This window comes from Prevotella heparinolytica, assembly GCF_002998535.1.
GTDB classification, from domain to species: domain Bacteria; phylum Bacteroidota; class Bacteroidia; order Bacteroidales; family Bacteroidaceae; genus Bacteroides; species Bacteroides heparinolyticus.
The window spans coordinates 2339647-2358842 of the sequence record NZ_CP027234.1; the positions used below are offsets into that span (position 1 = coordinate 2339647).

The 19196-nt window shown below is 46.4% G+C and carries 15 protein-coding genes; 7 read left to right on the forward strand and 8 right to left on the reverse strand.

The window, feature by feature from the left end; all coding sequences use genetic code 11:
• Window positions 1–7: 7 nt before the first annotated feature.
• Window positions 8–970: a YitT family protein gene (locus C3V43_RS09530; RefSeq protein ID WP_106041235.1), complete on the reverse strand. Its 963-nt coding sequence runs from the start codon at window positions 968–970 to the stop codon at window positions 8–10.
• Window positions 971–1112: 142 nt separating this feature from the next.
• Complete coding sequence (locus tag C3V43_RS09535) at window positions 1113–1649, reverse strand: RNA methyltransferase (protein WP_106069612.1); 537 nt, start codon at window positions 1647–1649, stop codon at window positions 1113–1115.
• 474 nt (window positions 1650–2123) lie between these two features.
• On the opposite strand from C3V43_RS09535, the gene nadA reads away from it, so the two are divergent.
• Window positions 2124–3062 carry a quinolinate synthase NadA gene (gene nadA, locus C3V43_RS09540; RefSeq protein ID WP_106069613.1) on the forward strand — a complete coding sequence of 313 codons (939 nt, stop codon included), beginning with the start codon at window positions 2124–2126 and terminating at the stop codon, window positions 3060–3062.
• An 85-nt stretch (window positions 3063–3147) separates the two neighbouring features.
• On the opposite strand, the gene C3V43_RS09545 is transcribed toward nadA, so the two are convergent.
• The 3 genes from C3V43_RS09545 to leuS are packed head-to-tail and all read right to left on the reverse strand — an operon-like array spanning window position 3148 to window position 7521.
• The gene (locus C3V43_RS09545; RefSeq protein WP_106070539.1) at window positions 3148–3729 is read right to left on the reverse strand and encodes a non-canonical purine NTP diphosphatase; all 582 of its coding nucleotides are present in this window, start codon (window positions 3727–3729) and stop codon (window positions 3148–3150) included.
• Window positions 3730–3772: 43 nt separating this feature from the next.
• The gene (locus tag C3V43_RS09550; RefSeq protein WP_106069614.1) at window positions 3773–4675 is read right to left on the reverse strand and encodes a YitT family protein; all 903 of its coding nucleotides are present in this window, start codon (window positions 4673–4675) and stop codon (window positions 3773–3775) included.
• Between the two features lie 5 nt (window positions 4676–4680).
• Window positions 4681–7521, reverse strand: a complete 2841-nt coding sequence (gene leuS, locus C3V43_RS09555) for a leucine--tRNA ligase (RefSeq protein WP_106069615.1) — start codon at window positions 7519–7521, stop codon at window positions 4681–4683.
• 315 nt (window positions 7522–7836) lie between these two features.
• On the opposite strand from leuS, the gene C3V43_RS09560 reads away from it, so the two are divergent.
• Both C3V43_RS09560 and C3V43_RS09565 read left to right on the forward strand, forming a co-directional pair.
• Entirely contained in the window at window positions 7837–8706 is an 870-nt protein-coding gene (locus C3V43_RS09560) for a DMT family transporter (protein WP_106069616.1), read from the forward strand.
• Window positions 8707–9051: 345 nt separating this feature from the next.
• A complete protein-coding gene (locus C3V43_RS09565; RefSeq protein WP_106043250.1) occupies window positions 9052–9909 on the forward strand; it encodes a hypothetical protein in 858 nt (285 codons plus the stop codon).
• A 21-nt stretch (window positions 9910–9930) separates the two neighbouring features.
• On the opposite strand, the gene C3V43_RS09570 is transcribed toward C3V43_RS09565, so the two are convergent.
• Window positions 9931–11091 carry an acyltransferase family protein gene (locus tag C3V43_RS09570; protein ID WP_106069617.1) on the reverse strand — a complete coding sequence of 387 codons (1161 nt, stop codon included), beginning with the start codon at window positions 11089–11091 and terminating at the stop codon, window positions 9931–9933.
• 986 nt (window positions 11092–12077) lie between these two features.
• On the opposite strand from C3V43_RS09570, the gene C3V43_RS09575 reads away from it, so the two are divergent.
• From C3V43_RS09575 to mutS, 4 genes are all read left to right on the forward strand, one after another.
• Window positions 12078–12563: an HU family DNA-binding protein gene (locus C3V43_RS09575; RefSeq protein WP_106041242.1), complete on the forward strand. Its 486-nt coding sequence runs from the start codon at window positions 12078–12080 to the stop codon at window positions 12561–12563.
• A 232-nt stretch (window positions 12564–12795) separates the two neighbouring features.
• Window positions 12796–13608: an SPFH domain-containing protein gene (locus tag C3V43_RS09580; RefSeq protein WP_106041243.1), complete on the forward strand. Its 813-nt coding sequence runs from the start codon at window positions 12796–12798 to the stop codon at window positions 13606–13608.
• 49 nt (window positions 13609–13657) lie between these two features.
• Entirely contained in the window at window positions 13658–14317 is a 660-nt protein-coding gene (locus C3V43_RS09585; protein ID WP_106069618.1) for a class I SAM-dependent methyltransferase, read from the forward strand.
• A 407-nt stretch (window positions 14318–14724) separates the two neighbouring features.
• The gene (mutS, locus tag C3V43_RS09590) at window positions 14725–17346 is read left to right on the forward strand and encodes a DNA mismatch repair protein MutS (protein ID WP_106041244.1); all 2622 of its coding nucleotides are present in this window, start codon (window positions 14725–14727) and stop codon (window positions 17344–17346) included.
• 12 nt (window positions 17347–17358) lie between these two features.
• On the opposite strand, the gene C3V43_RS09595 is transcribed toward mutS, so the two are convergent.
• On the reverse strand, window positions 17359–17601 hold the full coding sequence (locus tag C3V43_RS09595) for a hypothetical protein (RefSeq protein ID WP_106041245.1): 243 nt from the start codon (window positions 17599–17601) through the stop codon (window positions 17359–17361).
• A gap of 679 nt (window positions 17602–18280) precedes the next feature.
• On the reverse strand, window positions 18281–19192 hold the full coding sequence (gene lgt, locus C3V43_RS09600) for a prolipoprotein diacylglyceryl transferase (RefSeq protein ID WP_106069619.1): 912 nt from the start codon (window positions 19190–19192) through the stop codon (window positions 18281–18283).
• Window positions 19193–19196 lie beyond the last annotated feature (4 nt).

Consider the following 19196-nt stretch of genomic DNA (forward strand, 5'->3'; position numbering starts at 1 on the left):
CCGCCCCTTATTCCGGTTGCAGTTCTCCCGCCATCGGCAACTCTTTCCATCCCTCGCCAAAGGCATCGTAAGCATCGGTCACCACTACGAAAGCTTTCGGGTCGACCTCTCTTATTTTTTGCTTAATGCCCGCCACCTCTTTATAACTCATCACAAGAAACAACATTTCCTTATCGGACTTTGTATACAGGCCGCTGCTCTTGATGCAGGTGGCCGTGCGGTCCAAATCCTTGATAATATAGTCGTGCAAGGCAGTCAGGCGCATATCACTGATGACAAACAATATCTTATCGTTCTTCTCTCCGTTGATAACATAGGCCATCACCCTCGAAGTGACGAAAATGGCAATGAGCGAATAGAAAGACAAATGCCAAGAAGGCTGGGCAGAATCGCCCGGATTGCCGATACCGAAACCGATGACCAACAGACCGAACAATACCACAACGCCATCTACCAGCAAAATGGCCTTTGAAAAACGTATGTGACAGTATTTCTGCAACAACATTGCCACAATGTCCGTGCCTCCCGTTGTAGCCTGACTGCGCACCACGGTGCCGCAACCGATGCCGATGACCACCGCACCGATTATGGAAGTCAGCATCAGATGATTTGTCATGTCGATGCAACCGCCCAGTAACTGTGTAGGATCCAACCGATGGAGTGCTTCCTTGGAAGGATAAGACAAGATGGACAAAGTATTCATGACAAGCGGAGTGAAAAGCGCTGCAACGATGGTGCGCGCTCCGAGTTTTTTTCCAAGAAAAAGCACGGAAATAATAAGCAACGGAATGTCGAACATATATCCGAACGTACCCACCTGAATGGAAGGAACCAGATTATGAAGCACAATACTCGCTCCATACACCCCACCCGGAACCAAATTATAGGGATTGATAAAGTATACAAACCCTGCTCCCATAATGATGCAACCCACAAAAACACCTATCCACGAAGATATTACTTTTTTCATATCAATCAGAATTATATATCTATATATTTATGCAGCAAATATACGAAAACATAAAAACATATCAATGTACCGAACAGGCATAAATTTAAGTACATAGAACCAATCTACTGCATATATACATGCACAAAACCAGGAATAAGCCTTACAGCTGTTTCAATTGTTTGAATAAATCCCAAATAACGATACCTGCCGTGACCGATACGTTCAAAGAATGCTTCGTTCCGTATTGGGGTATTTCGATGCAACCGTGAGAATGGTCTATCACCTCCTGCTGAACACCTTTCACCTCATTTCCCAACACCACGGCATATTTTTCGCTCTTATCCAACGTAAGTTCATCCAGCATCACACTGCCTTTTGCCTGCTCTATGGAATAGACCGTATAACCTTCTTCCTTGAGGTTATCAACAACTTCAACAGTGTTATCAACATACTTCCAATCTACGGTGAATTCGGCTCCAAGTGCCGTTTTGTGCATTTCAGGGTGGGGAGGAGTGGCAGTGATGCCACAAAGATAAATGCACTCTATGCGGAAAGCGTCCGAAGTGCGAAACACAGAACCTATGTTATGAAGACTGCGAACATTGTCCAGCACGACCACCAGAGGCAGTTTATCCGCTTCCTTAAACTCTTCCACACTGATGCGATTCAACTCCGTTATCTTCAGTTTTCGATTCATGTGCCGCTCTATTTATATTTATCTGATGCAAAGATAATTCTTTCCGTTAACATCCCTGTTAATAACCGTGGAAAAGGTATCGATACAGCGTGGAAACATTTTTAAAAGTAATCCTTGCATTATTCATTGAAAAATATATTACGATACTGATACTAACAAAACAAATAAGTTAGCAAAAATCTTCTAAGGGTATATCAACACATTTTTAAGCATTGTTTCGACCATTAATCTCTCTAAAGTTATTAACTTTGCGCCTTGTGAACTGTTGTTAATAGAAAAGATAATAAAAGCTGTAGTAAGCTTATAATCAGCTGATAGAATACTTTAAAATGAGTTGATAACTTAAGGATAGTACATGGCTTATAACTAATAACTTAATAAGCAAGAAAAATCATTTTTATTTATCCACACTATTAACCGACTATCATCACCATCAAAGGATTTTTTAAAAGAAGAGAAATAAAAAATATAATTATGGATAATCTGACAGAAGCCATCAAACAGCTGAAGAAAGAAAAGAGTGCGATCATTCTGGGGCACTACTACCAGAAAGGTGAGATACAGGATATAGCCGACTATGTGGGTGACAGTCTGGCCTTGGCACAATGGGCAGCTCGCACGGAGGCTGACATTATCGTTATGTGCGGTGTGCACTTCATGGGCGAGACGGCAAAGATTCTCTGTCCTGACAAGAAAGTACTGGTTCCGGATATGGAGGCAGGTTGTTCGCTGGCTGATAGTTGTCCAGCCGATAAGTTCGGTAAGTTTGTCAAAGAGCATCCCGGACATACGGTGATATCCTACGTCAACACAACGGCAGCCGTGAAGGCAGTGACCGATGTGGTGGTCACTTCTACCAACGCCAGGCAGATTGTGGAAAGCTTCCCTAAAGATGAGAAAATAATCTTCGGGCCGGACAGGAATCTGGGTAATTATATCAACTCCATCACCGGAAGAGAGATGTTACTATGGGATGGCGCATGCCATGTACACGAGCAATTCTCGGTTGAAAAGATTGTTGAATTAAAGATGCGGTATCCCGGTGCGTTGGTATTGGCGCATCCCGAATGTAAAAGCACGGTTCTGAAGCTGGCCGATGTGGTAGGTTCTACGGCTGCATTGCTGAAATATGCCGTGGCTCATCCTGAAAAGAGTTATATTGTGGCTACGGAGTCGGGCATCCTGCACGAAATGCAAAAGAAGTGTCCGCATACAACTTTTATTCCTGCTCCTCCCAACGACAGTACCTGTGCCTGCAATGAATGCAGCTACATGCGTCTGAATACGTTGGAAAAGCTCTATGACTGCTTGAAAAACGAGTCGCCCGAAATAAAAGTGGATGCCGAAATTGTTGCCAAAGCAGTGAAGCCCATACAAAGGATGTTGGAAATATCGGCCGAATTGGGATTGTAGTTATCTAAAATATAAGTCTCCTATAAACGATTGCCATTTATAGGGGGCTTTACTGTGTACCTGCTTCTTATCCCAAACTCAAGTATTATTTCATCAATAGGAAGTGGCAAAGCTTTTGGGTGGCCATTGCCCGGTGGCTGATTTTATTCTTCAGTTCGTTGCCCATTTCGGCAAAGGTTTGTGAATAACCTTCGGGCACGAATACAGGGTCATATCCAAAGCCGGAAGTTCCTTTTCTGTTTTTGATGATTTCTCCTTTGACGATTCCTTCGAACAAGTGTTCTTTTCCGTTGATGATAAGGGCAAATACGGTGCGGAATTGGGCTCTGCGATTTTCTACATTCTCCATCTCTTTCAGCAGTTTTTTCATATTGGCTTCCGAATCGTGTGCATCGCCGGCATAACGGGCTGAATATACTCCGGGAGCACCGTTGAGAGCTTCTACTTCCAAACCGGTATCGTCGGCAAAACAATCCAAGTGATAATTTTCGAAGATATATCTTGCTTTTATCAAAGCATTTCCTTCGAGCGTATCTGCTGTTTCGGGAATATCGACGTTGCAGTCTATGTCCTTCATGCTGAGAAGTTCAATCTTCTTACCAAGAATGGCGCTGACTTCTTCCAGCTTGTGTGTGTTGTTGGTAGCAAATACGAATTTCTTTTTTATACTCATTGAATATCTCCTTTATATTTGTGGCTCGCCTGTATTACTACTTCACTTTCAGTCGGTCGAATCCTTCTCCATATACGCCGATGACGGAACTTTGCGAGATGAACGCATTCGGGTCTATGTCTTTCACCATCCGGAATATTTCTATCGACTGGCGTTTGTAGGCAAGTACGATCAATACTTTCACGTTATGTTTGCTGTACCAGCCGATGCCGTCGAGTACCGTCACACCACGATGGGTTTCTTTGGTGATTCGGTCGGCAATTTTCTCATATTCTTTTGAGAAGATGAAGAATTGCACGGATTGTCGGGAACTGTTTACGATGTAATCCAACACGAATCCTATGACAAACAAAGTTACAAAACCGAATATTACCCGTCGCCAGTCGTTGAAGATGAAGTAACAGGAACTTATGATGACTATGTCGCATGCCATTACCATGCGTCCTAAGGTGACGTCGTGGTACTTGTGTATGATAGCGGCGATAATATCGGTACCTCCCGTGCTTCCGTTGCAGTTGAACACGATGCCTAATCCGATTCCGCACATCGTGGCGCCTATCAGGCAGGCCATGAAGTCTTGTCCGGGACCGAGTATCTGCGGCGGAACACCGTCCGCTCCGTTCACTAACAACTGGAAAAACCAAAGCAGGAAAGTCAGTCCGAAGATGGCATATGTGGTTTTGATACTGAACTTCGGTCCGAGTATCTTAATGGCAAATGTCATCAGAATGGCATTGATGATGAAGTACGACCATTGGATTGGAAATCCGGTGGCGTAATAGATAATGGCTCCGATACCGGTAGTGCCTCCGGTAGTAATCTGATAAGGGATGAGGAATGCCGCCCATCCCAGTGCGTAGCTGATGAGTCCGAAAGTGATGAAGACATAGTCTCGCAATTCTCTCGTCACTTCTGCTTTGGTTGGTTTTGTAATTTGCATATCTGTTATTTGAAAACGATGTTCACAATCTTCTTCGGCACGACGATTACCTTGGCAATGGTCTTTCCTTCTATCCATTTGGCCGAACGTTCATCGGACAATACATCGGCTTGAATGGTATCCGGTGTTGCATCTGCCGGGAACTCCATGTTGAAGCGTGCCTTTCCGTTGAAAGAAACGGTGTAGTTCACAGTGTCTTCCACCAGATATTCTTCCTTGGAGGCAGGCCATTCGGCATCACATACGGATTCTGTATTTCCCATTGTTTCCCACAATTCTTCGCATACGTGCGGGGCAAAAGGAGCCAGTACGACGACAAATTGGTTCAGGATTTCCTTTTTGCTGCATTTCATGCCGAACAATTCGTTTACGCAAATCATAAAGGCGCTGATGCTGGTGTTGTAAGAGAACTGCTCGATGTCTCCCGTCACTTTCTTAATCAGCTTATGCAGTGATTTCAGTTCTTCTTTGGTGGGCGGTTCGTCCGTCACTAAATAGTTGCCGTTGCGGTCGTAGAACAAAGACCAGAATTTCTTGATGAAGCGGTGCACACCGTCTATGCCGTTCGTATCCCATGGTTTCGACTGTTCCACCGGACCAAGGAACATTTCGTACATACGAAGCGTGTCGGCTCCGTATCTCTCGACAATCATATCGGGATTTACAACATTGAACATCGATTTGCTCATCTTCTCCACAGCCCATCCGCAGATGTATTTGCCGTCGTCTTCCAAGACGAACTCGGCAGTTGCATATTCGGGACGCCATGCTTTGAAGGCTTCAATGTCCAATACATCATTCGATACGATGTTTACATCCACGTGGAGTGGGGTAGTGTCGTATTTGTCTTTCAGGTTCAGAGACACGAATGTGTTGGTGTCCTTGATGCGATATACAAAGTTGCTTCGTCCCTGAATCATGCCTTGGTTCACTAACTTTTGAAACGGTTCTTCCGTTACGGAAACACCGAGGTCGTACAGGAACTTATTCCAGAAGCGGGAGTAAATCAAGTGTCCGGTGGCATGTTCCGTTCCGCCCACATAAAGGTCTACGTTGCGCCAATACTCATCCGTTTTTTTATCGACCAATGCTTTATGATTGCGAGGATCCATGTAGCGCAGGTAGTAAGCGCTCGAACCGGCGAATCCCGGCATGGTGTTCAGTTCTAGTGGATAAACGGTTTTGTTGTCTATCTTTTCGTTTTCTACGACGTAATTGTTTACAGTGTCCCAAGCCCACTTCACGGCATGTCCCAACGGAGGTTCGCCGGTTTCGGTAGGCAGGAATTTTGCTACTTCGGGAAGTTCCAGAGGCAGGCAGTTTTCGGGAATCATGTAGGGCATACCTTCTTTGTAATACACAGGGAAAGGTTCGCCCCAATAACGTTGCCGCGAGAAGATGGCATCACGCAGGCGGAAGTTGACCTTTACGCGTCCCAGATTGTGTTCCCTTACATATTTCTTGGTCGCTTCGATGGCTTCCTTGACGGTGAGCCCGTTCAATGAAAGGTCGCAATAAGGAACAGCATCTTTGCGCGGAGAGTTGCATACAACGCCTTCTTTGGCATCGAAGCTCTCTTCGCTGACATCGCAACCTTCTACCAACGGACGTATTTCCAATCCGAAGTGTTTGGCAAAGGCATAGTCACGGCTGTCATGGGCAGGAACGGCCATGATGGCTCCTGTTCCGTATCCGGCCAATACATAATCGCTGATCCAGATGGGCACTGCTTCGCCTGTGAAAGGATTCACGGCATAACTTCCGGAGAATACACCGGTAACGCTACGGTCGGCAATGCGTTCGCGTTCGGTACGCTTCTTGGTACGTTCCAAGTAGGCATCCACCTCTGCTTTCTGTGCATCGGTTGTCAGTTGCGATACCAATTCGCTTTCGGGAGCCAATACCATGAAGGTGACACCGAACATGGTATCTGCACGGGTGGTGAAAATGGTGAATTCCAAATCACTGTCTTTCACTTTGAATTGTATTTCGGCACCTTCGCTGCGGCCTATCCAGTTCTTTTGGGTTTCTTTCAGAGATTCGGTCCAGTCGATGGTATCCAGTCCGTCCAATAAACGTTGCGCATAAGCGGATACACGCAGACACCATTGACGCATCTTCTTTTGCACTACGGGGAAACCTCCTCGTTCGGATACACCGTCTACCACTTCATCGTTGGCGAGTACGGTTCCCAGTTGCGGACACCAGTTCACCATTGTTTCTCCCAGATAGGCGATGCGGTAGTTCATCAGGATTTCCTGCTGTTCCTTTTCGGTTTTGGAGTTCCATTCTTCGGCAGTGAAGTGCAGTTCTTCGCTGCAAGCCGCGTTCAAGTCTTTGTTACCTTGTTTTTGGAAGACCTCAATCAGTTCTTCAATGGGGCGTGCCTGTTTGGCATCGTTGCAATAATAGTTATTGAACATCTTCTGGAAAGCCCATTGCGTCCAATGATAATATTCCGGTTCGCAAGTGCGTATTTCGCGGTTCCGGTCGAAAGAGAAACCTATCTTGTCCAATTGTTTGCGATAGCGGTCGATGTTTTCTTTGGTGGTGATGGCAGGGTGCTGTCCCGTCTGTATGGCATACTGCTCTGCCGGAAGTCCGTATGCGTCGTATCCCATGGGATTCAGTACATTGAAACCTTGCAGTCGTTTGTAGCGGGCGTAGATGTCCGAAGCGATGTAACCCAGCGGGTGTCCTACGTGCAAGCCTGCACCGGAGGGGTAGGGGAACATGTTCAGTACATAGAATTTTTGTTTCGTTTCATCTTCCGTCACTCGGTAGGTTTCGTCGTGCACCCACTTTTCCTGCCATTTCTTTTCAATCTCCCTGAAATTGTATTCCATGATGATAGTTGTTAGTATATTGTTGAAAACCTTGTTTGTTATATTATTGAAATCGGTTAAAATACGGTTTATAAGCGGTGCAAAGGTAATTGTTTATTTTCAGATTTGTATCGTTAGTGACTAAAAAACATGCTTTTACCTCAGAGTCTGTTTTAATTTTGCTCAAAAAGAACACCCGACATGATATGGAGGAAAATTTAAACATAGACTTTTATATCCCAACGTAAAAACGCGGAGGGTATTTTTGAATTTCTTCATATTCTGATAAAGAAACAGAGTTTTTGTATACATTTGCATGTTTAAAACAAAAACGAAGTGAAGAATCATATTTGGCACATTGTCGCCGCCCTCATAGTGGGGGTATGGGGATTGACGTTTATTTCAACGAAAGTATTGATAGAAAGCGGTATGTCTCCGCAAGAAATCTTTTTTGCCCGTTTCCTGATAGCCTATGTGGGTATCTGGTTTATTTCTCCGCGCAAACTGTTCGCCTATGACTGGAAGGATGAACTTTTGTTGTTGGCAAGTGGTGTCACGGGCGGTTCGGGTTTTTTCCTTGCACAAAACATAGCGATAAAGATAACCTTAGTCAGCAATGTGTCGTTCATTGTCTGTACGGCTCCGTTGCTTACCACGATTCTTGCCTTGCTCATTTACAAAAAAGAAAAAGCCACACGCTGGTTGGTGGGTGGTTCGCTGATGGCTTTGTTGGGAGTGGCTTTGGTGGTGTATAATGGAAATTTTGTTTTGAAGATTTCTCCTCTCGGTGATTTTTTGTCTTTGTTTTCGGCTTTGCTTTGGGCTTTTTACAGTCTGATAATCAGAAAACTTTCAGGTCGTTATTCTGCGTTGTTCATCACTCGTAAAGTATTTTTTTATGGCGTAATCACTATTCTTCCTTTCTTTGCCGTCTATCCGTGGCAGTTTGATGTGTCGAAGCTGCTTGATCCTGCCATCTTGTTCAACCTTCTGTATCTGGGCGTGTTGGCTTCGTTGATATGCTTCGTGGTTTGGAACGTCATATTGAAGCGCATCGGCATGATTACGGCTTCCAACTATCTTTACCTTAACCCGGTTTTCACGCTGACGGGCTCCATACTGCTGCTTGGCGAACACCTTACCACTGTGGCCTTGGCGGGGTCTGTACTGATATTGGGCGGTGTATATGTAGCGGGGAAGAAGTGAAAGTGCGCGGAAAAACGGAACGGTTCGGGAAGTGGCGCCCTATGTATAGGGCAAGAGGCTGTTTAGACTTTGCTCGAAAATGGAACTGAGCAAAATCTAAACAGCCTCTGTCTTGTTCTTTGCAGACAATGTCCTGCTAAAACCTTCTTCCTATCGAGATGCCGACACGCGGATAGCCTCCGCTGTCGTTTAATTGTTTTCCGCTTTCTTATGCGATGTATAGAAGTTTTTTCCGGTTATTTTCCGTCAAACAAAATAATTTCAATAACTTAGTGGCCGTAAGTATGGATGAATCAGGTGCATTCTTCCTGTTTTCATCGGCCGGAGATTAAATACAAGGAAAATATGATGATACGGAAAACAGTAATCTGCTTAGGATGCTTCTTGCTGCCGGTTTTCATTTCGCAACGACTTTCTGCTCAAGAAGACAGTACACGTCTTGTCCGCGACAGTGTGCGTGTCGCAATACCGGAAACGCCTGAAATGAGCCGACCCGTCTATTCTTCGTCCGACGTTTCTCCTGAAACCGTTTTGTCTTCTTCCTCTCTCCATTCCGAAGGTGCTGACAGCCTGCCCCGCTTTTCGTTGAAAGAAACGTTCCGCATACCTTATTACACCAATCCTTCGCCGCTCTTCAGAGGTGACTATCGCACGAACGGAATCATCATGCAGTTTCATGGAGGAGCTTTATCGGGAGCAGGCGGACAAACGACCTTGCCCGGCATAGGGCGTTTCAATGAAGCTTCACTGCTCTATCGGCAGGTGATTGACAGGAATCTGAGTTTTCAACTCGGCATGGATGCCCTGAAGCTGAACATGTCGCACATCAGCGGACAGGCATTTACCGCTTCGGGAGCATTGATGTATCAGGCTGCCGACCGTCTTGCTTTCAAAGTGTTCGGTTCGTATGCCATCGGCAATACATACGGAATGACAACTCACAGATATGGAGGCAGTGTGCTGTTCGACGTTTCCGAACGTTTCAGCATGGAAGTGGGTGTGCAGCGCTACTACAATGCCATGCGTGGACGTTGGGAAACGGTTCCGATGGTGATTCCTACTTATAATTTCGACAAGTTCAAGTTAGGATTGGATGTAGGGGGAATTATCTATGAAATTCTTCGCAGTAAAATTTACAGTGGTAGATCCGGTGGAGGCGGACCTACCATCGGCCCGCCACGGTTTCAAGTACCTGTGAAATAGAGTAGGGAAGGCAGAAAACGGCTACCTTCTTTTCATCAGGAACCGTTGTTTCAGCCATTCTCTTGCCGGTTCGTCGTACAGCTTCAAGCAGGCATAGGCAATGGCGATGGATAGGATGAAGAGAGCCACTGCAATGAACACATGTGTTCCCAACGGTGCGTCAGGATGTTTGTTTGCCCACGCTATCTGCATATATATCAATGGAAAGTGAGTAATGTAAAGAGGATAGGATATCTCTCCGAAAAATCTGCATACAGCCACGGAACGTTTTCCCGTGACGTTGCTGCCTGCTCCCATGAGCACAATCAGAGGAAAAAATACAAGCACGCTTATGGCTTCGTAAGTGCCGTTCATCCATTGATGCGCTTCGTCTCCTATGCGTGGCATCACGAGAATCACCGTAATCAGCAGGGCGCATACGTAAAAACCGCGCTTCACTTTTATCAGCCTGCCCATGCGCGATAGCAGCAGTCCCATAAAGAACGGATAGAGCAGGCGGGAAATGCCGATGTAGAGTTGGTCGGGAGTAAGGCTCCAACCACCTATCAGGGTATGGGTGGCTTCTCCTCTTCCTGCCAGCAGATGGAATACGTCGGTGTTCAGTGTGACGTCCAGCGTAAGACAGGCCGAAAGAACCACGAAGAGGGTCAATGCCGGTTTGGAAAAATGCCGGATGAATAAGGCATAAAGAATGTTGGCCACGTACTCCCACATCAGCGACCATGTAGGGCCGTTCAGTGCATTTGTCTCTCCCCATCCGCGAATGTCCCACGTTGTCGGTGTGGGAATCATCAGGCAGCCGAGCAGCGCCATCAGTATCACCATCCACCATGTGGTGTCGGCGACTAAAGGAAAGGCCGTGCATGCGCTGAAATAAAAGAGCAATGCGCCCAGCAGTGTTCCCATAATCACCATGGGGTGCAGGCGCACCAAGCGCCGTTTGAAGAAGTCCCACGTGCCCATCCTGTCCCAACGGTCGTCGTAGGCATACCCGACGACGAAGCCGGAAAGCACGAAGAAGAAGTCTACGGCCAGATAGCCGTGATTCAATATTTGCGACATGGGGCCGGCGGAGTAAGTCTCGAAAAGGTGGAAGGCCACCACAATCATTGCGGCAACGCCGCGAAGCCCGTCCAATATCTCATAACGAGGCTTGGATGCTAAATAAGTCGTTGTTGGCATATCTGTTTTGTTTCGCCTGCAAAAATAATCGTTTAGTTGACAATAGAAAAAATTAGAGGAAATTTCCCTCTAATTTCCCTTAGCTTCCTCTAATTCTTCTCGACTACCTCTATCTCTTCACTCTTGTTCTTTTCCGTCTTGGCGGTTATCGCTGCCTGAAATCTTGCCTTATAACCGCTTTGTAGAGTTACAAACAAAACACTCTTTTATGAAAATGTGCTTTTTGTGGGTTTAAGTGGATATACGAAAATAGGAATGTACTTTCCGCAACGCTTTTTGTATTCACTTTTCTTTCTGCAGGCTGTTATGTCCGCTTTTTTTATTTAATCGAAAATCTCTTCTCAATCCCGCTTTCAAGGCGCTTTGGAGGGGGCTGAAAATTTTTAGTAAAAACTCACCGGATTTTTAGTAAATCTTGGGTGGAAATTTAGTAAAAATCCGGCCAACTTTTAGTAAACGTTAGAAAGGGCTTTTTGATGGCGGATTTTTTGTCTTGATTTTTTTAAAAATACTGCATGCTTTTTATCCCTTAATATCCTACATGCCCCCATGTGCTCCGTTGCTTGGCGAAGCATACCGTCGATGTGGAAATTCGGGAAAGGAATGGTTCTTTGGGGAGATACGAGGAAAAAACGGCCTGAAGTGAAATTGTAGAGACGACCGTAAACCGCATATTTGATTATCAGATATTTAGCTTCTCATGTTGTAGAGATGATGCTCTTTCGGTTTTCTTTTCCATCAATTTTCCTTTTATGCGTTGTAGAGACACTGTTTTTTAAAATCCCTGATAAACAGCGTTTTAACATTTTCTGTTGTAGATGTCGTTTTCTTGCTTTCTCCTTTTTCCCGCGCTAACTTTGCAACATCGAATTTGAGAAACAGATGCTGCATCGTTGAGGCCTCACGCTGCGTTTCTGCTCCCTCGAAGGAGAAAGGGCATCAGCCTTGATATCTTATATTATTAATCATTTAAAAACAGAAAAACTATGGGACTTCAGTATGTAGTAGCAAAACGTGTGTTTGGTTTTGACAAGACAAAAACCGAAAAGTATGTAGCCAAATCCGTGGGAAGCGGTGAGGTGGATTTTGACAAGTTGTGTGCCAAGGTAAGCCGAATCATAGGTGTACACCGTAAGGTGGTCGATTTGGTGGCCGTAGGCTTGGTAGATATCATGACGGAAGAGATTGACGATGGGAAGACCATCGCTTTGGGCGACTTCGGGCGTTTCCGTCCTTCCTTTAAGGCGAAGAGCGCGGATAAGGAAAAAGACGTTTCGGTGGGCAATATCGTGCGTAAGCGCATTCTCTTTCTTCCTGGAAAAGCCTTCAGCAAGATGCTGAACAGTATGAGCATCACCCGGATGGCAATGCCCGACACCGATTATACCGATGGCGGAAAGAAGAGCGAAAACACCGGCCCGAAGCCTTCGGAAAGCGGTGAAAGCGGTCAGACGGGAAATCCGTTGGGATAATCTTGCTAAATCGTAAAAACTACTGTGAAGTGGAGGGCGAAGTTCAATGGAGATGCTTCGCTCTCCATTTGTTGTTTATGCCCTCATCAATCCGAAGAGTGAACGAATGGAGTTATGCCGTGTTTTATGCAGTCCGCATCGGGCAGAAGAATAAAAAACAATACTGCCGGTCGTTTTTCTATCAAAAATAAATATCTTTGGGCATTGTTTCATTAAAAATCAGTATATCATCATGGGAGTAACAAAGAAAACAACCGTAAAATTCGGAGCGGCAGGCGTCGCAATCATCGGAATCGCATTGTTGATGATGATAATATTTGCCGTGGAGCGCATCGACTCCGGTCAGACGGGAATCATCGTTAATTTAGCCGGCAGCGAGCGTGGCGTGGACGATGCAAAGGTAGAAACCGGATGGGTGATGTACAACCGGTTCTCCAAACAATTATTCGAATATCCTGCTTTTGCACAGATTGTCGATTACGAACCCTTCGACATACAAGACAAGAAAGGAACTATCTTCAAAACCGACCCTACCATTGAGTATTACATCGAGCGCGAGAATGCGAAAATCGTCTTTCTGCGCTATCGAAAAACAACCGAAGAACTGGAACAGTCCGTCATCCTGACCGAAGTGAAGAATGCCTATAAGGATGTGGCCGGATTGTATGAGACGGATTCGCTCATCAACAATCGCCCCGCCTTCGAGAAAGAGGTGGAAGCGTTGCTGAAAGAACGCTTGAGCACACGCGGATTTACGTTCACCAACATACAGTCCAGCGTGAAGCCTAACGACGTGCTGCAAGCCGCTATCGACGAGAAAAACACAGCCGTGCAAAACGCCTTGAAAGTGGAGAACGAGAAGAAAGCCGCCATTGCCGAAGCCGAGAAAGTGGTGGCTGCCGCCAAAGGTAAGGCCGATGCTAACCGCATCCTTCAGCAAAGCATCACTCCGGAACTGATTCAGCTCAAAGCCGTGGAAAAATGGGATGGCAAATTGCCGCTCTCGACAAGCGGAAATACATTGCCGTTCTTGAAACTGCAATAAAATTTATCTACTGATATTGTGTTTCATGTTAAATTCAACAGTTGCGAAAATGGCACAAAAAAATGCGTATGCTCGTATGATGTCTCGTTACGATGATGTGCTGACGGGACGTAAATGGTGGTCGTGGCTTTACATGCATTGGCTGTGGGGGGTTGATGATAATGAAATAGCTCGCAAAGTATTGAGTTTTATTCCTGATGATTTTGAGGGAAAGATATTGGATGTTCCGGTGGGGACAATGGTGTTTACGCATGCCAAATATCAGCGTATGACAAATGCGGAGATTGTTGGCTTGGATTATTCTGAAGAAATGATACGCTTTGCATCGCTGCGGAAAAAAAGTGATGAGCTGCACAATCTGACACTTGTTCGTGGTGACGTTGGTGATATGCCTTTTGAGGATGGATGTTTCGATTGTGTACTTACGATGAATGGTATTCATGCTTTCCCGGATAAAGAGAAGGCTTTTGCCGAGATTTTTCGAGTGTTAAAACCTTCAGGAATGTTGTGCGGTTGCTTCTATGTGGAGGGTGAGCGAAGAGTGGGCGATTGGTTTGTGAGAAATGTGTTGAACAGAAGGGGATACTTTGTGCCACCGCACTATACTCTTTCTGAAGTAGAGAAGAAACTCCGTTCGTTGTTCGGCGAGAATGTGCAACTATCTAATAATCGCTCCATTTGTCTTTTCAGATGTGTGAAATCAAAATGATAAAATCGGAAATTATTCCGATTTGGGGATATTAAATCCCTTGTATCGCCCTCCCATGAACCGAAACGTACAGGCATAAAAAAAGGAGTACCGCTGTACTCCAACCTTTGTTAACCTTAAATCTAATACTATGAAAAACACATTGCAAAGGTACGGCTTTTCTGCTTACCTCCAAATAAAACAAATAAAAAAGTGTGTTTAATAACATGTTTTAGCAAAATCATCCTCTTTGTTAAGGCTTGCTAAGGTTTTGAAGCCCCGCCGCATCTGTTTCTAAAAAAGAATTATCTTTGCATGACAAGCCTTTGAGTTGATAAAGGCCCGTATCTTTACGGTTTTCCCCGACCTCTTTGCGGTGCTTTATGAACTTTCAGACTTATAATATCCTATAAACATAAAAAACTCACATGAGCCACGAAGATATTGTCCTCACCCCGATGATGAAACAGTTTCTTGACTTGAAGGCGAAACATCCCGATGCCGTCATGCTGTTTCGTTGCGGCGACTTCTATGAAACCTATTCTACCGATGCCGTGGTGGCTGCCGAAATCTTGGGCATCACGCTGACCAAGCGTGCCAACGGCAAAGAAAAGACGGTTGAAATGGCAGGTTTTCCCCACCATGCGTTAGACACCTATCTGCCCAAACTGATACGCGCCGGGAAGCGCGTAGCCATCTGCGACCAGCTGGAAGACCCGAAGCTGACAAAGAAACTCGTGAAGCGGGGCATCACGGAGCTGGTGACACCGGGTGTATCCATCAACGACAACATATTGAACCATCGGGAGAACAACTTTCTGGCCGCCGTGCATTTCGGCAAAGGCGCTTGCGGAGTGGCTTTTCTGGATATATCCACCGGTGAGTTTCTCACAGCCGAAGGTCCTTTCGACTATGTGGACAAGCTGCTGAACAACTTCTCGCCCAAAGAAGTGCTTTTCGAACGAGGCCGGAGGGGTATGTTCGAAGGTAACTTCGGAAGCAAGTTCTTTACTTTCGAGCTGGACGACTGGGTGTTTACCGAAACCACCGCCCGCGAAAAACTGCTGAAGCATTTCGAAGTGAAAAACCTGAAAGGGTTCGGCGTGGAGCATCTCAGAAACGGTGTCATCGCTTCGGGGGCTATCCTGCAATACCTCATCATGACGCAACATACGCAGATAGGACATGTCACCTCGCTGGCCCGCATAGAAGAAGACAAATACGTCCGTCTGGACAAGTTCACGGTGCGCAGTCTGGAGTTGATGGGGTCGATGAACGACGGCGGAAGCAGCCTGCTCAGCGTGATAGACAAGACCATCAGTCCGATGGGCGCGCGTCTGCTGAGGCGTTGGCTGGTATTTCCGTTGAAAGATGTGAGCCCTATCGACGAACGCCTCGATGTGGTGGAGTATTTCTTTCGCCAGCCCGATTTCAAGGATTTGATAGAAGAGCAACTGCACCTGATAGGCGACTTGGAACGCATCATTTCCAAAGTGGCGGTGGGGCGTGTTTCTCCTCGCGAAGTGGTGGCTTTGAAGGTGGCTTTACAAGCCATCGAACCCATCAAGGAAGCATGTATGCAGGCCGATAATGCCAGTCTGAACCGCATCGGCGAACAGCTGAACATCTGCCGCTCCATTCGCGACCGCATCGATAGGGAAATCAACAACGACCCGCCACTGCTGGTCAACAAGGGAGGCATCATCAAACAAGGTGTCAATGCCGAACTGGACGAATTGCGCCGGATAGCCTACACGGGCAAGGACTACCTCTTGCAGGTGCAGCAGCGCGAAAGCGAACAGACGGGCATTCCCAGTCTGAAGATTGGCTACAACAACGTTTTCGGCTATTATATCGAGGTGCGCAACGTGCATAAAGACAAAGTGCCGCAGGAGTGGATTCGCAAACAGACGCTGGTCAATGCCGAACGTTACATCACGCAGGAACTGAAAGAGTATGAAGAGAAAATTCTGGGCGCGGAAGACAAGATACTGGCGTTGGAGACGCAGTTGTACAATGAACTTGTGCAGTCTTTGGCCGAGTTTATCCCCGCCATCCAGATAGACGCCAACCAGATAGCCCGGTTGGACTGCTTGCTCTCGTTTGCCACGGCAGCGCGCGAAAACAATTACATCCGTCCCGTCGTTGCCGACGATGACGTGCTGGAAATCCGGCAAGGCCGTCATCCGGTCATCGAGAAGCAGCTCCCGATAGGAGAGAAGTACATAGCCAACGACGTGATGCTCGACAGCAATACGCAGCAAATCATCATCATCACCGGTCCGAACATGGCAGGTAAGTCCGCTTTGCTCCGGCAGACGGCGCTCATTACCTTGCTTGCCCAAATCGGCAGTTTTGTTCCGGCCGAGAGTGCCCACATCGGTCTGGTGGATAAGATATTCACCCGTGTAGGCGCCAGCGACAATATCTCCGTAGGCGAGTCTACTTTTATGGTGGAGATGAACGAGGCCGCCGATATCCTGAACAACCTCTCTCCGCGCAGCCTTGTGCTTTTCGACGAATTGGGACGGGGCACTTCCACATACGACGGCATCTCCATTGCTTGGGCCATCGTGGAGCACATTCACGAACATCCCAGAGCCAAAGCACGCACGCTGTTTGCCACGCACTACCATGAGCTGAACGAGATGGAGAAAAGCTTCAAGCGCATCAAAAACTACAATGTTTCGGTGAAGGAGGTGGATAATAAAGTTATTTTCCTGCGCAAGTTGGAGCGCGGAGGCAGCGAACACTCTTTCGGTATCCATGTGGCGAAGTTGGCGGGCATGCCTAAAAGCATTGTGAGGCGTGCCGACGAAATTCTGCGTCAGCTTGAAATGGAGAATCGCCAGACCGGAACGGTGAGCGGAAAGACCATTACCGAGGGAGCCTCTTCGGCAGGGGGTATGCAGCTCAGCTTCTTCCAGCTCGATGACCCGGTGCTTTGTCAGATACGCGATGAAATACTGAATCTGGACGTGAACAACCTCACTCCGCTGGAGGCGCTGAACAAGCTGAATGACATCAAGAGGATAGTGAAGGGGAAATAAGAAGAAAGCGGTTCACTCCTTTTCTTTCCGATGGCTGACCCGGCTTTCGAGTACGCATTCGAAGCAATTTTCGGGATTCTCATCCTCCTTGACATCTTCATATCGAATGGCTACAAAGTTTTCGTTCGCATAGAATTTATACAGTCGTTTCAGGTAGGCTATCACTATGGCGGGACGTTTCCGAAGGCATCCATCCTCTGTGGAACATTCTATCCACACGCGGTCATTCTTCTGATATCTGGGTTCATCATTCATGTTGAAAAGGTGGTAAAAAAATATGATTTATAAAATAAAGGGTAATAGGTGTGGATTCCAAAATGTTTGTTTATATACACATCAAGCATGTGATCCACATCAACAGAATGATTCCTTAGGGTTATGTTTTGATGAATAATCTTTACATTGACGGGGGGGGGGTAAATTCTTTTTTCTCATAGCCGGCAGGAAGTTATAGGCAGGCATTTGCAATGTTTTTTTATTTTAATAATGTTGTTGGTGATTATAATCACTAACAACAAATGTATGGAAAAAAATGGAAAAGCGAATATCTGGTAGTAATATTTAGACTTTATTAAGGGAGGAGATGTATCTGGAAATCTGAATGTTTTTCTAATTTTGGATGATAGAGGTGAGGGCGTGTAAATATAAAATATGACTACATTACGATATGCCATAAACGCGGATTATGCAGACTGGCGTAGAGTTCTTAGTAAAAATTTGCCGGAGTTGTTTTAAGATTCTGTTGTACTGATTTTCAGATGGGTTTAAAAGCATACCTTGTCTGATATTATTACTCCGAACCCACCTTGTCATAATAAAAGAATCAGGCTCGTATTGCGCGGATTTCACGGATTGGGTCAATAGAGACCACATTTATCCTGCGAAATCCGCGCAATACGAGCCTGAAACATTATATCGTTCGTTTTTATTGTGTTCAGCCCTTCTTCTTTCTGTAGAAGAACATGAAGTACACGCCGATGACGATGAAGGGGATGCTGAGCCATTGACCCATATTCAGGTCCATTGTATTTTCAAAGTCCACTTGGTTCTCCTTCAGGAACTCGATGAAGAAGCGGAAGACGAAGATTTCCGTCAGGCAGAGGCCGAAGAAGAATCCGCGGTGATGGCGCGATGTGGCTGCAATGCCGGCGGTGGCTTTGCCGGCGGCTGCTTTGCTGAAGTCTGTTTGAGGTTTCTCGTTCTGCTTTATCCGGCCTTGCTTGTAGAGGTAAATCATTCCCAAGAAAAAGATGAAATAGGCGATTGCTTCGTATAGCTGTGCCGGATGGCGGGGCAGCATGTCCACCCGCTCGAAGACGAATGCCCAAGGCACATCGGTCGGTTTGCCGATTATTTCGGAGTTCATCAGGTTGGCAAGGCGGATGCAGCAGGCGGTGATGGGAGTGGCCACGGCTATCATATCCACCACATCCACGTAGTGCATCTTCGTTTTGCGGCAGTAGAGCCAGAGGGCGATAATCAAGCCCAGCGTTCCACCGTGGCTGGCAAGTCCCTCGTATCCCGTCCATTTCCAGCCTCCGCCGGGCAGGAAGTGTACGGGGAGTATCATCTCCCAGAAATGATTGAGGTAATAGTCGGGTTGGTAGAACAGGCAGTGCCCCAACCGCGCCCCGATGAGTATGCCGAAGAAGCAGTAGAAGAAGAGCGGCTCGAACTTGTCGTCGCCTATTTTCTTGTCGCGGTATTGTTGGCGTACCACGAGGTAAGCCAGTCCGATGCCCACAACCCACAACAGGCCGTAATAGCGGATGGGAATGCTTCCGAAGAGCTTGAAGAGTTCGGGATCGGGGTTCCAGTTGATGGAGAGTAACAGTGGTGATAGCATATTT